This window comes from Pseudomonas sp. 910_21 (assembly GCF_052850735.1).
Genome location: NZ_VXCY01000005.1, coordinates 210,148 through 224,078, shown reverse-complemented (window position 1 = coordinate 224,078; position 13,931 = coordinate 210,148). Strand labels below are relative to the sequence as shown.

Annotated in this window: 11 protein-coding genes; all 11 read left to right on the top strand. The window is 66.3% G+C overall.

The genetic code is table 11. The annotated features are described in order from the left end of the window. The first annotated feature begins 4 nt into the window (after window positions 1–4). The 11 genes from FW796_RS17630 to FW796_RS17580 all read left to right on the top strand — a co-directional run bounded on the left by FW796_RS17630 (window position 5) and on the right by FW796_RS17580 (window position 13,821). Window positions 5–922 carry a LysR substrate-binding domain-containing protein gene (locus tag FW796_RS17630; RefSeq protein ID WP_446439672.1) on the top strand — a complete coding sequence of 306 codons (918 nt, stop codon included), beginning with the start codon at window positions 5–7 and terminating at the stop codon, window positions 920–922. A gap of 38 nt (window positions 923–960) precedes the next feature. After that, window positions 961–1,578, top strand: coding sequence for a transcriptional repressor LexA (gene lexA, locus FW796_RS17625; RefSeq protein ID WP_404937228.1), 618 nt, complete (start codon window positions 961–963; stop codon window positions 1,576–1,578). Continuing rightward, window positions 1,578–2,195, top strand: coding sequence for a translesion DNA synthesis-associated protein ImuA (gene imuA, locus FW796_RS17620; RefSeq protein ID WP_446439671.1), 618 nt, complete (start codon window positions 1,578–1,580; stop codon window positions 2,193–2,195). The genes lexA and imuA overlap by 1 nt, the downstream gene beginning before the upstream one ends. A 7-nt stretch (window positions 2,196–2,202) precedes the next feature. Next, window positions 2,203–3,618, top strand: coding sequence for a Y-family DNA polymerase (locus FW796_RS17615; protein WP_346635287.1), 1,416 nt, complete (start codon window positions 2,203–2,205; stop codon window positions 3,616–3,618). After that, window positions 3,615–6,719, top strand: a complete 3,105-nt coding sequence (locus tag FW796_RS17610; protein WP_446439670.1) for an error-prone DNA polymerase — start codon at window positions 3,615–3,617, stop codon at window positions 6,717–6,719. The genes FW796_RS17615 and FW796_RS17610 overlap by 4 nt, the downstream gene beginning before the upstream one ends. A 277-nt stretch (window positions 6,720–6,996) precedes the next feature. Then, entirely contained in the window at window positions 6,997–7,656 is a 660-nt protein-coding gene (locus FW796_RS17605) for a CsgG/HfaB family protein (protein WP_346635379.1), read from the top strand. Window positions 7,657–7,684: 28 nt separating this feature from the next. Beyond that, a complete protein-coding gene (locus FW796_RS17600) occupies window positions 7,685–8,056 on the top strand; it encodes a DUF4810 domain-containing protein (RefSeq protein WP_402887303.1) in 372 nt (123 codons plus the stop codon). Beyond that, window positions 8,053–8,712: a DUF799 domain-containing protein gene (locus FW796_RS17595; protein ID WP_346635290.1), complete on the top strand. Its 660-nt coding sequence runs from the start codon at window positions 8,053–8,055 to the stop codon at window positions 8,710–8,712. The genes FW796_RS17600 and FW796_RS17595 overlap by 4 nt, the downstream gene beginning before the upstream one ends. A gap of 238 nt (window positions 8,713–8,950) precedes the next feature. Continuing rightward, window positions 8,951–10,669 (top strand): ATP-binding protein, encoded by a 1,719-nt coding sequence (locus FW796_RS17590; protein ID WP_446439669.1) that lies wholly within the window; start codon window positions 8,951–8,953, stop codon window positions 10,667–10,669. A 116-nt stretch (window positions 10,670–10,785) separates the two neighbouring features. Then, window positions 10,786–13,452 (top strand): excinuclease ABC subunit A, encoded by a 2,667-nt coding sequence (locus tag FW796_RS17585; protein WP_446439668.1) that lies wholly within the window; start codon window positions 10,786–10,788, stop codon window positions 13,450–13,452. A gap of 135 nt (window positions 13,453–13,587) precedes the next feature. Further along, the gene (locus FW796_RS17580; RefSeq protein ID WP_446439667.1) at window positions 13,588–13,821 is read left to right on the top strand and encodes a DUF465 domain-containing protein; all 234 of its coding nucleotides are present in this window, start codon (window positions 13,588–13,590) and stop codon (window positions 13,819–13,821) included. Window positions 13,822–13,931 lie beyond the last annotated feature (110 nt).

The following is a 13,931-nucleotide window of genomic DNA, read 5'->3' as shown; positions in this document are numbered from 1 at the left end:
AACCATGGACAAGTTGAATGCCTTGAAGATGTTCGTGGTCACTGCCCAGCTGGGCAGTTTCAGCCGGGCCGCCGAGCAGCTGGGCAAGACCCCGTCGGCCCTGACCAAGGCGGTCAATCACCTGGAGGCCGAATTGGGCTCGCGGTTGTTCGAGCGTAGTACCCGGCGCATCGTGCTGACCGAAATCGGCCGGCTTTATCTGGAAACTGCACGCCAGGTGCTGCAGCGGCTGGAAGAGGTGGGCGAGGAGGTGGAGCAGTTGCAGCATGGCCTGCGCGGCAACCTCAAGGTCACCGCGCCGCTGGCTTACGGCCAGGCGTTTCTGGATCAGGTGTGTGACGGTTTTCTTGAGCAGTACCCGCAGATCAATCTGCAAGTGGACCTGTGCGACGAGTTCGTCAACCTGCTGGAAAGCGGCTACGACCTGGCCCTGCGCGAAGGCCATGACGACCTGCCGGGGCTGATTGCCCGGGTGGTCGGGCGCAACCGTCTGGCCCTGTGCGCCAGCCCGGCCTACCTGGCGCGCAAGGGGCGGCCGGTGACCCCGCAGAGCCTCGAAGAACATGAATGGCTGCTGTATCGCCACCCCTTGCTCAGCCGCGAGTTCTGGTGGGTCGAGCGCGACGGGCAGCGCCTGAGCCTGCCCCAGCCCCAGGCACCACGCCTGCGCAGTGACAATTACGACCTGCTGCTGGCCAATGCCCTGGCCGGGCGCGGCCTGTTGCACACCCCGTTGTGGAGCGCCGCGCCGTACCTGGCAGACGGGCGCCTGGTGCGGGTGATGGCCGACTACGAGATCGACCCGGACAGCTTCGGGCCGCACATCCTCGCGGTCTACCCCAGCCATCGGCGGGCGACCGCCAAGGTGCAGGCGTTCATCGACTATGTCGGCGGCTTTCTGGCCAGCCGTGGCCTGGACTGATTGGCGGTTCTTGTCAGATAAATCCGAGAGGAGTACAAATGTACTCCATGACGACTTTATCTCCCCGCCGCAGTGCCATCCTGACCTTTATCCGCGAGCGCATCGCCGATCACGGTCAGCCCCCAAGCCTCGCTGAAATCAGCGAGGCGTTCGGTTTCGCCTCGCGCAGCGTGGCACGCAAGCATGTGCTGGCGTTGACCGAGGCCGGGTTCATCGAGGTCAACCCGCATCAGGCCCGGGGCATTCGCCTGCTCAACCAGCCACGGCGCCCCGAGCTGCTGGAAATTCCGGTGCTGGGGCGGGTGGCCGCCGGTGCACCTATCGGCGTCGATGCTGAAGTCCACGGCCAGTTGCTGCTGGACCCGGGGATGTTCTCTCGTACTCCGGATTACCTGCTGCGGGTCCAGGGCGATTCGATGATCGATGACGGCATTCTCGACGGCGACCTGGTGGCGGTGCGCCGCAGCAGTGAGGTGCGCAACGGTCAGACCGTGATCGCCCGGCTGGACGGTGAGGTCACCATCAAGCGTTTCGAGCGCAAGGGGCAGGGCATTCGCCTGTTGCCGCGCAATCCGGCCTATCAGCCGATCGAGGTCACGGCCGACCACGAACTGTTTATCGAAGGCGTGTTCTGCGGTCTGGTGAGGCAAGGCTGATGGGCGCCGTGGTCGCACTGGATTCCCTGTTCAATGCCGGACGGGTGTGGAAAGGCCGCCCGGCCGCCGCGCCGGTCAGTCTGCACCCCACGGGGCATGCTGCTCTGGATGCGGTGCTGCCCAGTGGCGGCTGGCCGGAGGCGGCGCTGACGGAAATCCTCATCGCCGCCCAGGGCCTGGGCGAGTTGCAGTTGTTGTGGCCCAGCCTGGCGCGCTTGACCGCAGCAGGGGAGCGCATTGTGCTGGTGGCGCCACCCTTCGTGCCCTATCCCCAGGCCTGGCAGAGCGCCGGGGTGGATGTGCGCCAGCTGTCGCTCATCCAGGCCGGGGAGCGCGATGCCCTGTGGGCCGCCGGGCAGTGCCTGCGTTCCGGCAGTTGCGGCGCGGTGCTGTGCTGGCCGCAGCAGGCCGACGACCGTGCCCTGCGCCGTTTGCAGGTGGCGGCGGAAAGCGGCCAGACCCTGGCCTTTGCCTATCGGCCCCTGGACGCCGCGCACAACCCGTCGCCGGCGGCCCTGCGGATTGCCGTGCAAGGTCGTCCCCCGCAGTTGCGAGTGCTCAAGTGCCGGGGCGGGCTGGCCCATCCGGCGCCGATTGCCCTGTATTCCGGGCACTGAGGTTGGCATGCGCTGGGTCTGTATCCTGTTCCCGCAACTGGCGCTGGACGCGGTGTTGCGTCAGCGCGCCGAACCCGATGCGCCCCTGGCGCTGCTCAGTGGCACCCCGCAACGCCGGGTGATCCAGGCGGTGAATGGCGCCGCCCGGGAGCTGGGCCTGCGCCCCGGGCAATCCCTGACCGCCGCCCAGGCCCTGACCAAGGCCTTTGCCAGCGCCGAATACGACCCGCAGCAGATCGAGCACTGGCAGCAGTTTCTTGCTGCCTGGGCCTACGGTTTCAGCTCCCAGGTCAGCGTGGCCTACCCCCGTACCCTGGTGTTCGAGATCGAGTCCAGCCTGGGCCTGTTCGGCCCCTGGCCGCAGTTGGAAGCGCGCCTGCGCCGGGAGTTGCAGGCTCTGGGTTTTCGTCATCGCATCGTGGCCGCGCCGAACCCGGCGGCGGCCCGGGTCCTGGCCAATGCCTATGACGGCTTGGCGGTGGCCGATCGGCAGGCCCTGGCCCAGGCTCTGGGAGCGATGCCCATCGAGCGCCTGGGCCTGGCCCCGGAGCAGGCCACGGCCCTGTCGCGCATGGGGGTGCGCAGCTTCGAGCAACTGCGGGATCTGCCCCGGCCCAGCCTGGCCCGGCGTTTTGACGGCCGCTTGCTCAAGCACCTGGATACCTTGCTCGGCGAGCGTCCGCTGGGGTTGGCGTTCTATCAGCCGCCGGATCGCTTCGACCTGCGCATCGAGCTGAATTTCGATGTGCTGTCCCATCAGGCGCTGCTGTTCCCCCTGCGCCGGCTGACCGCCGATCTGGCGGCCTTCCTCTGTGGCCGTGACAGCGGGGTGCAGCGTTTCGCCCTGCACCTGGAGCATGCCGACGGCGCCGACACCTTGATTCCGGTGGGGCTGCTCAGTGCCGAGCGCGACCCGGCGATGCTGTTTGAACTGGCCCGCGGGCGCCTGGAGCAGATCCAGGTGCCGGCGCCGGTGCGCAACCTGCGGCTGGTGGCCGAGGACTTGCCGCTGTTCGTGCCCCAGCACAGCGAACTGTTCGACGAGCGCCCGCAGCAGAACCTGCCCTGGGAGCAGTTGCGCGAACGCCTGCGGGCGCGCCTGGGGGATGACGCGGTGCAAGGCCTGGGGCACCGCGCCGATCACCGACCGGAGCGCAGCTGGCAGCCCCAGACCGATCCGCGACCCTGTCCGGCCAGCCCCGGGTTGCGCCGCCCCGGCTGGCTGTTCACCGAACCCCAGGTTCTGGGCGAGGGCTCGGTGCGGGTTCTCATGGGCCCGGAGCGCATCGAGTCCGGCTGGTGGGACGGTGCCGATGTGCGCCGCGACTACTACCTGATCGAAACCCCCGCCGGCCAGCAGGGTTGGGCCTATCGCCAGGTCGGCGAGCCTGGGCCCTTGCTGCTGCAAGGCTGGTTCGCATGAGCGGTTACGCCGAGCTGCACTGCCTGTCCAACTTCAGTTTCCAGCGTGGAGCTTCCAGTGCCCAGGAGCTGTTCCAGCGCGCCAAGTCCCTGGGCTATCAGGCCCTGGCGATCACCGACGAATGCACCCTGGCGGGAATTGTCCGGGCCTGGCAGGCCTCTCGGGAGGCGCAACTCAAACTGATCGTCGGCAGCGAAATGCAGGTCGAGGACGGCCCGCGCCTGGTGCTGCTGGTGGAGGACCTGCCGGGTTACCAGGGCTTGTGCCGACTGATCACCCGGGCCCGGCGCCGGGCCGAGAAGGGCAACTATCGCCTGTTGCGGGAAGACTTTGTCGAACCGCTGCCGGGGCTGCTGGCCCTGTGGCTGGCGGACGATGGCCAGGCGGCGGACCACGGCCCCTGGCTGCGCCAGGTATTTCCCCAGCGCCTGTGGCTGGCGCTGGAGCTGCATTGCGGCCAGGACGATGCCCGGCGCCTGCAGGCGTTGCTGGCCCTGGCCGCTCAATCGGGGCTGCCGGCCGTGGCCTGTGGCGATGTGCATATGCATGTGCGCGGGCGCCGGGCGCTGCAGGACACCATGACCGCGATCCGCCATCACCTGCCGGTGGCCGAGGCCGGGCAGCGGCTGTTCGCCAATGGCGAGCGCCACCTGCGGCCCGTCGAAGTGCTGCAAGGTCTGTACCCCAAAGCCCTGCTCGATGAGTCACTGAAGATTGCCGGGCGTTGTGCTTTCGACCTCGGCCAACTGCGCTATCAATACCCCCGGGAACTGGTGCCCGAGGGGCACGACGCCGGCTCCTGGCTGCGGGTGCTGACCCAGCGCGGCATTCTGCGCCGCTGGCCGGCCGGGGCTCGGGCCGAGGTGCTGAAGCAGATCGACAAGGAGCTGGAGCTGATTGGCGACCTGGGCTACGAGAGTTATTTCCTCACCGTGCACGACATCGTCGACTTCGCCCGGCGCCAGCGCATCCTGTGCCAGGGCCGGGGTTCGGCGGCCAACTCGGTGGTGTGTTTCGTCCTCGGCATCACCGAGATCGACCCGGACCGCTCGACCCTGCTGTTCGAGCGCTTCCTGTCCCGGGAACGCAACGAGCCGCCGGACATCGATGTCGATTTCGAGCACGAGCGCCGGGAAGAGGTGCTGCAGTACGTGTTCCAGCGCTATGGCCGACATCGCGCGGCGCTGACCGCTGTGGTCAGCACCTACCACGGCGCCGGGGCGGTGCGCGATGTGGCCAAGGCCCTGGGCCTGCCGCCGGATCAGGTCAATGCCCTGGCCGACTGCTGCGGCCATTGGAGCGATACGCCGCCCAGTGTCGAGCGCCTGCAGGAGGCCGGGTTCGACCCCGAGAGCCCGGTGCTGCGCCGGGTCCTGAGCCTGACCGGGCAATTGATCGGCTTTCCCCGGCACCTGTCCCAGCATCCCGGCGGCTTCGTGATTTCCGAGCAGCCCCTGGACAGCCTGGTGCCGGTGGAGAACGCGACGATGGCTGAGCGCACGGTGATCCAGTGGGACAAGGACGACCTGGACATGGTCGGCCTGCTCAAGGTGGACATCCTGGCCTTGGGCATGCTCAGCGCCATCCGCCGTTGCTTCGACCTGATCCACGGCTACCGTGGCCAGCGCTACAGCCTTACCAGCATTCCGCCTGAAGACCCCGCCACCTACGCGATGATCAGTCGTGCCGACACCATTGGCGTGTTCCAGATCGAGTCCCGGGCGCAGATGTCGATGCTGCCCCGGCTCAAACCGCAGAACTTCTACGACCTGGTGATCGAGGTGGCCATCGTCCGGCCCGGGCCGATCCAGGGCGGCATGGTGCATCCCTACCTGCGTCGGCGTAACCGTGAAGAGCCGGAGACTTATCCGTCGCCGAAGTTGGAAGCGGTGCTCAAGCGTACTCTGGGAGTGCCGCTGTTTCAGGAGCAGGTGATGCAGATCGCCATTGTCGCCGCCGACTACACCCCGGGGGAGGCCGATCAGTTGCGCCGCTCCATGGCCGCCTGGAAGCGCCACGGCGGCCTGGAACCGCACCGTGAACGGCTGCGCAAAGGCATGCGCAAGAACGGCTACAGCGACGAGTTCGCGGCGCAGATCTTCGAGCAGATCAAGGGCTTTGGCAGCTACGGCTTTCCCGAATCCCATGCCGCCAGTTTTGCCTTGCTGACCTACGCCAGTTGCTGGCTCAAGTGCCACGAACCGGCGGCCTTCGCCTGCGCCCTGATCAACAGCTGGCCCATGGGCTTCTACAGTCCGGACCAGATCCTCCAGGACGCCCGGCGCCATGGTTTGCAGATTCTGGCGGTGGACGTGGGGGCCAGTGATTGGGACTGCAGCCTGGAGCCGATCCCCAGCCACCCCGGACGCGCTGAAAACCTCATGTCCGGGCAGCCGGCTCTGCGCCTGGGGCTGCGCATGATCAAGGGCTTTCGCCAGGAGGATGGCCAACGTATCGAGAGCGCCCGGCAGCAACGGGCCTTTGCCGATGTCGCCGACCTGGGCCAGCGTGCCCGGCTTGATCTGCGTGCCCAGGAGTTGCTGGCGGATGCCGGGGCCTTGCGCGGCCTGGCGGGGGATCGCTATCGGGCGCGTTGGGAAGTAGCGGGGGTGGAGAAGCAGCTAGGGCTGTTCGCCGAGCTGCCACGCCAGGAGGAGATCCCGGTGAACCTGCCCCGGCCCAGCGTCGGTGAGGACCTGCAGGCCGATTACCACAGCCTTGGTACCACTTTGGGGCCGCATCCTTTGGCGCTGTTGCGCCCACAGCTCAAGGCCCAGCGTTGCCGCAGCTCGCGGGAACTGCTGGAGGTGGAGCACGGGCGCTCGGTGAGCGTGGCCGGGCTGGTCACCGGGCGCCAGCGCCCGGGCACTGCCAGCGGGGTGACCTTCGTCACCCTCGAAGACGAGTTCGGCAACGTCAACGTGGTGGTCTGGCGCGACCTGGCCGAACGCCAGCGTCGGGTACTGGTGGGGTCGCAGTTGCTCCGGGTCGACGGCACCCTGGAAGCAGAAGGTGAAGTGCGTCACCTGATTGCCGGGCGCCTGAGTGACCTGAGTCCGTTGCTGGACGGCATCAGCGTGCGCAGTCGGGATTTTCGTTGAGGGATCAGGCACTTGTCTGAAGTGCTTGGGTGCACTGAGGAATCAAGCAGTCAATGAAATGGCGCCAAGGTTTTTTATTCCTTTTCGGCCTGATGGCGCTTTGGCATAATCGCCGCCGATGATGCCCCCCGCATCAAGTTTCAGAACGCCCTGCCGACGATTTCGAGCCCGCACAGACTGGGGTTTGCAGAAGTACGGCAGGGCGAAAGTGCACCTAGACAGTGCCTCTAAATGGATACTCAAAAAGGAACATAGAGTGAGATTGATCTCGAAGTTGATGTTGTCCGGCGCAGCGCTGGCGGTGCTGGCGGGCATGAGCGGTTGTGCCACCGAAAGCTCCCGGGCCTTGCCGGTGGAAAAAGTCCAGAGCGCCAGCCAGGTGTGGACCGGCGCTCGGGTGCCGATGGCGGTGGGCAAGTTCGATAACCGTTCCAGCTACATGCGCGGGATCTTCTCCGATGGCGTCGACCGCCTCGGCGGCCAGGCCAAGACCATCCTCATCACTCACTTGCAGCAGACCAACCGTTTCAACGTGCTGGACCGCGACAACATGGGCGAGATCCAGCAGGAAGCGGCGATCAAGGGCCAGGCGCAGAAGCTCAAGGGCGCGGACTTTGTGGTGACCGGTGACGTCACCGAGTTCGGCCGCAAGGAAACCGGCGACCACCAGCTGTTCGGCATTCTCGGCCGTGGCAAGACCCAGGTGGCCTACGCCAAGGTGGCGTTGAACATCGTCAATATCAGCACTTCCGAAGTGGTGTATTCGACCCAGGGCGCTGGCGAGTATGCCCTGTCCAACCGTGAAGTGATCGGCTTCGGCGGCACCGCTTCCTACGATTCGACCCTCAACGGCAAAGTGCTGGACCTGGCCATGCGCGAGGCGGTCAACCGCATGGTCGAGGCCATCGACGCCGGTGCCTGGAAACCCGGCCACTGATCAACACTGCTGACAGGGAGACGTAAGCATGTTCAAGACAATCACCGCGCGGCCACTGCTGGCCGGCGCCCTGCTGTGCAGCGTTTTGCTGGCCGGTTGCAGTGGGCCCAAGACGCTATACCAGTGGGAAACCTACCAGGCCCAGACCTACGAGTACTTCAAGGGCGAGGAAGCCAGGGAAGCCCAGGTCGAGGCGCTGGAGCGCGACCTGCAGAAGATCAAGTCCACCGGCAAGGCCGTGCCACCGGGCTACCACGCCCACCTGGGCATGCTCTATGCAGACCTGGGCAAGGATGACCAGATGGTGCAGCAGTTCAACACCGAGAAGGCGCTGTTCCCCGAGTCGGCGCGCTACATGGACTTTCTGCTCAAGAGCGCCAAGAAGGGAGCTGCCCAATGAGCCTCAATACCCTGCGCAACCTGCTGGGCCTGCTCAGTGTCAGTTTGCTGGTGGGCTGCGCCGCGCCCAAGACCGTGGACTACTCGGCCTACAAGCAGGCCCGGCCGAAGTCGATCCTGGTGCTGCCGCCGCTCAATGAGTCGCCGGACGTCAAGGCCACCTACAGCATGCTGTCCCAGGTGACCTTTCCCCTGGCCGAAGCCGGTTACTACGTGATGCCGATTGCGCTGGTGGATGAAACCTTCCGTCACAACGGCCTGACCAACCCGGCGGACATCCACGGCCTGTCGCCGGCCAAGCTCAACGAGATCTTCGGCGCCGACGCCGGGCTGTACATCACGGTCAAGGAATACGGCACCAGCTACATGCTGATCAGCAGCGAGACCGTGGTCACTGCCAGTGCCACCCTGGTGGACCTGAAGACCGGCACCACCCTGTGGACCGGCAGCGCCCGTGCTTCCAGCGAGGAAGGCAACAACGGCAACAACGGCGGCCTGGTGGGCATGCTGATCACCGCTGCGGTGAAGCAGATCATCAACACTTCCACCGACGCCGGGCACCCGATCGCCGGCATCACCAGCCAGCGCCTGCTGTCGGCCGGGCAACGCACCGGTCTGCTGTACGGTCCGCGCTCGCCGAAATACGGCACCGACTGAGGTCCTCGCGGGCGGGCAATCCGCCCTTTGCCAGGGAGGCGCTTGCCGGCGTCCTCCTGGACTTGCCGGGATCGCCTATCCTGAGTGTTCAGTGCTGTTGAACCGGGCGTGTCCAGGTTTTCCGGTCCAGGGCTGAAAACCGTGAAACCATCCGCCCGGGCCGTGCTCAAAGGCTCTGGAGGCTGTGCGCAACCTCTTGAAAACCCATGCTGTATCACGTTTTTCGTAGAGTCCGTTCATGCCGTTCTTATCAGATCATCACGGGTGCCAGGGGTGGAAAGGCGAGATGGCCGAGCGCATCCGCGCCTTCGACTGGTCCGTCACCAGCCTGGGCTCATTGCAGCACTGGAGCCATAGCCTGCGCAGCACGGTGCAGCTGATGCTCGGCTCGCCGGTGCCGATGGTGATGCTCTGGGGCCCGCTGGGCTACATGATCTACAACGATGCCTACGCGGTGTTCGCTGGCGGTCGCCACCCTTATCTGCTGGGCTGCGCGGTGGAGCTGGGCTGGCCGGAAGTGGCCGAGTTCAATCGTGGCGTGATGAACACCTGCCTCAGTGGCGGCACCTTGTCCTACCGCAACAAGGAACTGGTGCTGCTGCGCAACGGCGAACCGGAAAACGTCTGGCTGGACCTCTACTACAGCCCGGTGGCCGGTGATGACCAGGCGCCGGCCGGGGTCATTGCCATCGTCGTGGAAACCACCGCCCATGTGATATCCGAGCAGCGCCGGCAGGCCGCCGAGGATGACCTGCGGCAGATGACCCGCAACCTCGAGCAGCGGGTGCTGGAGGAGGTCAATGCGCGCCTGAGCGCCGAGGAGCAGTTGCGTCAATCACAGAAGCTCGAAGCCATTGGCGGCCTCACCGGTGGCGTGGCCCATGACTTCAATAACCTGCTGCAAGTGATTTCCGGCAACCTGCACCTGCTGGCCCGCCATGAGCCGGACAACGCCAATGTGCAGCGCCGTACCGGAGCCGCGCTGGCGGCGGTGGAGCGCGGCGCCAAGCTGTCGACCCAACTGCTGGCCTTTGCCCGGCGCCAGCCGTTGTCGCCGGCGATCTACAATCCGCGCCATCTGTACGAGGGGCTGGGTGAATTGCTGCAGCGAGCCCTGGGCGAAACCATTGCTATCAAGGTGCAATTGCCCGACCAGCCCTGGTGCATCCATGTGGACCGCAATCAGTTGGAAAACGCCGTGCTCAACCTGGCGATCAATGCCCGGGACGCCATGGGCGGCGAGGGCACCATCAGCATCAGCGCCGAGAATCTGCTGCTGGACCGCAGCTTCTGTGCCGGCAAGGACCTCAAGCCCGGCGAGTACCTGCGCCTGACCGTGGCCGACAGCGGCAGCGGTATGTCCCCTGAAGTGCTCAAGCAGGCTTTCGAGCCGTTTTTCACCACCAAGTCCGATGGGCACGGCACCGGCCTGGGCCTGAGCATGGTGTTCGGTTTCGTCAAGCAGAGCGGCGGCCATATCGACATCCTCAGCCGTCCGGGGCAGGGCACCCGGGTGCAGATGTATTTCGCCCGCAGTGCCGCTCAGGAGGCCCAGCCAACATCGGCCTGCCCGGCGCGTGAGCCAGGAGGGCAGGAGCGCATCCTGGTGGTGGAGGACAACGCCGATGTGCGCAGTGCGGCGGTGGAAATGCTCAAGCACGAGGGCTATTGGGTGCGTACCGCGGCCAATGGCGATGCCGCCATGCACTTGCTGATGGCAGGGCTCAAGGTCGACCTGATTTTCACCGACGTGGTGATGCCCGGCCTGATCAAGAGCACCGACCTGGCCATCTGGGCCAGGACCCAGGCACCGCCCATCGCGGTGCTGTTCACCTCGGGGCACACCCGGGACATGATCTCGCGCAATTATCAGCTCAGCCCGGATACTCATCTGTTGAGCAAGCCTTACGGGCCCGAGGACCTGAGCGCCATGGTGCGGTCCTTGCTGGGGGCCTGAAGCACCTTCGCCTACCCGCTGCCGGGCTTGCCCCGGCACCTGCGGGTTGTGTGATGATCGCCGCTCGCGCCGTTTGCATGCGCGACACATCCCGAATTTCAACACCAGGCAGGTCCATGACTTCTTCGCGCAACGCCCCCATTGATCCCCTGACGAGCACGCTGCCGACCCTCAGTTCCGGTTTTGTCCGGGTGCGCGGGGCCCGCGAACACAACCTGAAGAATGTCGACGTGGACATTCCCCGGGATGCCCTGGTGGTGTTCAGTGGGGTGTCCGGCTCGGGCAAGTCGTCCCTGGCCTTCTCGACCCTGTATGCCGAGGCCCAGCGCCGCTACTTCGAATCGGTGGCGCCCTATGCCCGACGGCTGATCGATCAGGTGGGGGTGCCGGATGTGGACCGGATCGACGGCCTGCCGCCGGCAGTGGCCCTGCAACAGCAGCGCGGTACGCCGAGCACGCGTTCTTCGGTGGGCAGCGTCACCACCTTGTCCAGCCTGGTGCGCATGCTCTATTCCCGGGCCGGCAGTTACCCGCCGGGGCAGGCGATGCTGTATGCCGAGGACTTCTCGCCGAACACGCCACAGGGGGCCTGCCCCGAGTGTCACGGCCTGGGCCGAGTGTATGAAGTCAACGAAGCGACCATGGTCCCGGACCCTTCGCTGACCATTCGCCAGCGCGCCGTGGCCTCCTGGCCCCTGGCCTGGCAGGGGCAGAACCTGCGGGACATTCTGGTGACCCTGGGCTACGACGTGGACATTCCCTGGCGCGAACTGCCGAAAAAGCAGCGCGACTGGATTCTCTTCACCGAGGAAACCCCCACGGTGCCGGTGTACGCCGGGCTGACGCCGGAGCAGACCCGCGAAGCCCTCAAGCGTAAACAGGAACCCAGCTACATGGGCACCTTCAGTGGTGCCCGGCGCTACGTGTTGCACACCTTTACCCACACCCAGAGCGCGCTGATGAAAAAGCGCGTGTCGCAGTTCATGCGCGGCAGCCCGTGCCCGCTGTGCGAAGGCAAGCGCCTCAAGCGCGAGGCCCTGGCGGTGACCTTTGCCGGGCTGGATATCGGCGAACTGTCGCGCCTGCCGTTGCTGCAGCTGGCCGAGGTGCTCCGGCCTGTGGCGGCGGCAGACTACCTGGAGCAGGCGGCGGCCGGTGACGAGGTGCTGAGCCAGGCGCAGACCCGGGCTGCGCGCCAGCAGCGCCATGCCCAGGGTGCCCCGGAGCACCGTGGCGCGCCGGATGTGCGGCATACCCCCAACCTGTCCGTGGAGAAGCGTCTGGCCGCGCAACGCATCGCCCAGGATCTGCTGGAGCGGGTCAGCACCCTGACCGACCTGGGGCTGGGTTACCTGGCCCTGGAGCGCAGCACCCCGAGCCTGTCGTCCGGCGAGTTGCAACGCCTGCGTCTGGCCACGCAGCTGGGGTCGCAGTTGTTCGGGGTGATCTATGTGCTGGATGAGCCTTCGGCGGGCCTGCACCCGGCGGATGCGCAGGCCCTGTTCGAGGCCTTGCAACGACTCAAGGCTGCGGGCAACTCGCTGTTTGTGGTGGAGCACGATGTGCAGACCATGCGCCGTGCCGACTGGCTGGTGGACGTTGGCCCGGCGGCGGGGGAACGCGGCGGCCAGGTGCTGTACAGCGGGCCGCCGGCGGGGTTGGCGGCCGTCGCAGCGTCCCAGACCCGGGCCTATCTGTTTGCCGAACAGGCCCCGGCCCGGCGTACCCCGCGCCAGCCCCGGGGCTGGCTGCGCCTGGAGGGCATCACCCGCAATAACCTCAAGGACCTGGACGCAGCGTTTCCCCTGGGCTGTTTCACCGCGGTGACCGGAGTTTCCGGCTCCGGTAAATCCAGCCTGGTGAGTCAGGCCCTGCTGGAACTGGTGGGCAGTCACTTGGGCAAGGTGTCGGGCCGCGAAGAGGCGCCGGAGCTGGATCTTGCGGACGAGGCACCGGTCAGTGGCACGGGGCAGATCACGGCGGGCATGGAGGGGATCAAGCGCCTGGTGCAGGTGGACCAGAAACCCATCGGTCGCACGCCGCGTTCCAACCTGGCGACCTACACCGGGCTGTTCGACAACGTGCGCAAGCTGTTCGCCGCTACCGCCGAGGCACAGGCCCTGGGCTTTGATGCCGGGCAGTTTTCCTTCAACGTCGCCAAGGGTCGTTGCCCGGCCTGCGAAGGCGAAGGCTTTGTCAGCGTCGAGCTGCTGTTCATGCCCAGCGTCTTCGCCCCGTGCCCCACCTGCCAGGGCGCGCGCTACAACCCCCAGACCCTGGCGGTGACCTGGCAGGGCCTGAACATCGCCCAGGTGCTGCAACTGAGTGTGGAACAGGCCTTGCCGGTATTTGCCGAGCAGCCGGGGATTCGCCGCGCCCTGGAAGTGCTGCGGGACATCGGCCTGGACTACCTGCGCCTGGGCCAGCCGGCCACCGAGCTTTCCGGCGGCGAGGCCCAGCGCATCAAACTGGCCACCGAGCTGCAGCGCAATGCCCGGGGCGCCACCCTGTACGTACTGGACGAACCCACCACCGGCCTGCACCCACGGGATGTGGACCGTCTGCTGGAGCAGTTGGACAAACTGGTGGAGGCGGGCCACAGCGTGGTGGTGGTCGAGCATGAAATGCGCGTGGTGGCCCAGGCCGACTGGGTCATGGACATTGGCCTGGGCGCGGGGGACCACGGCGGCAGCCTGGTGGCCTGCGGCACGCCGGAGCATGTGGCCACGCAGCGCAACAGCCGCACCGCCGCGTTTCTGGCCCAGGCCCTGGCCGGAAATTGATCCAGAACAGGGGCCCGCGACGAACGGTTACCGCTGGTCTGATTGGCGGTCGACAGACCCGGGGCGCCAAGGCCATTCTGATGACTGGCAGGGGCGTAATGAAGCCCTTGCTGCCATCAACCACGGAGGTGTTCCATGCCGGTGATCCACGACCTTTACCAGGACCTGAGCTGCAGCAAAGAGGACATTCAACAGCGTCGGGCCAGTGATCCCCACCTGAATGCGCTGTTCGACAAGTACACCAGCATCGACAATCAGGTGCTCAAGGCCGAAGCTGCAGCCGCCGCAGACGACGAATTGAAGACACTCAAGGAAAAGCGCCTGCTGATCAAGGACGAAATCTCCGAGAAACTCACCGCCCGCTCCTGACCCTCCCCCTGTGACAAGGGCGCTCGCTGTAGCAGAGGCTTGTTGTGGCGAGGGAGCTTGCTCCCGCTGGGCGGCATAGCCGCCCTGACGCCCGCCGCGCTGTCCCCATT

What these genes read in the sequence shown, in the direction of transcription:
- FW796_RS17630 (WP_446439672.1), top strand. Translation starts at nt 5, where the DNA reads ATGGACAAGTTGAATGCCTTGAAGATGTTCGTGGTCACTGCCCAGCTG.
- lexA (WP_404937228.1), top strand. Translation starts at nt 961, where the DNA reads ATGTACTCCATGACGACTTTATCTCCCCGCCGCAGTGCCATCCTGACC.
- imuA (WP_446439671.1), top strand. Translation starts at nt 1,578, where the DNA reads ATGGGCGCCGTGGTCGCACTGGATTCCCTGTTCAATGCCGGACGGGTG.
- FW796_RS17615 (WP_346635287.1), top strand. Translation starts at nt 2,203, where the DNA reads ATGCGCTGGGTCTGTATCCTGTTCCCGCAACTGGCGCTGGACGCGGTG.
- FW796_RS17610 (WP_446439670.1), top strand. Translation starts at nt 3,615, where the DNA reads ATGAGCGGTTACGCCGAGCTGCACTGCCTGTCCAACTTCAGTTTCCAG.
- FW796_RS17605 (WP_346635379.1), top strand. Translation starts at nt 6,997, where the DNA reads ATGTTGTCCGGCGCAGCGCTGGCGGTGCTGGCGGGCATGAGCGGTTGT.
- FW796_RS17600 (WP_402887303.1), top strand. Translation starts at nt 7,685, where the DNA reads ATGTTCAAGACAATCACCGCGCGGCCACTGCTGGCCGGCGCCCTGCTG.
- FW796_RS17595 (WP_346635290.1), top strand. Translation starts at nt 8,053, where the DNA reads ATGAGCCTCAATACCCTGCGCAACCTGCTGGGCCTGCTCAGTGTCAGT.
- FW796_RS17590 (WP_446439669.1), top strand. Translation starts at nt 8,951, where the DNA reads ATGCCGTTCTTATCAGATCATCACGGGTGCCAGGGGTGGAAAGGCGAG.
- FW796_RS17585 (WP_446439668.1), top strand. Translation starts at nt 10,786, where the DNA reads ATGACTTCTTCGCGCAACGCCCCCATTGATCCCCTGACGAGCACGCTG.
- FW796_RS17580 (WP_446439667.1), top strand. Translation starts at nt 13,588, where the DNA reads ATGCCGGTGATCCACGACCTTTACCAGGACCTGAGCTGCAGCAAAGAG.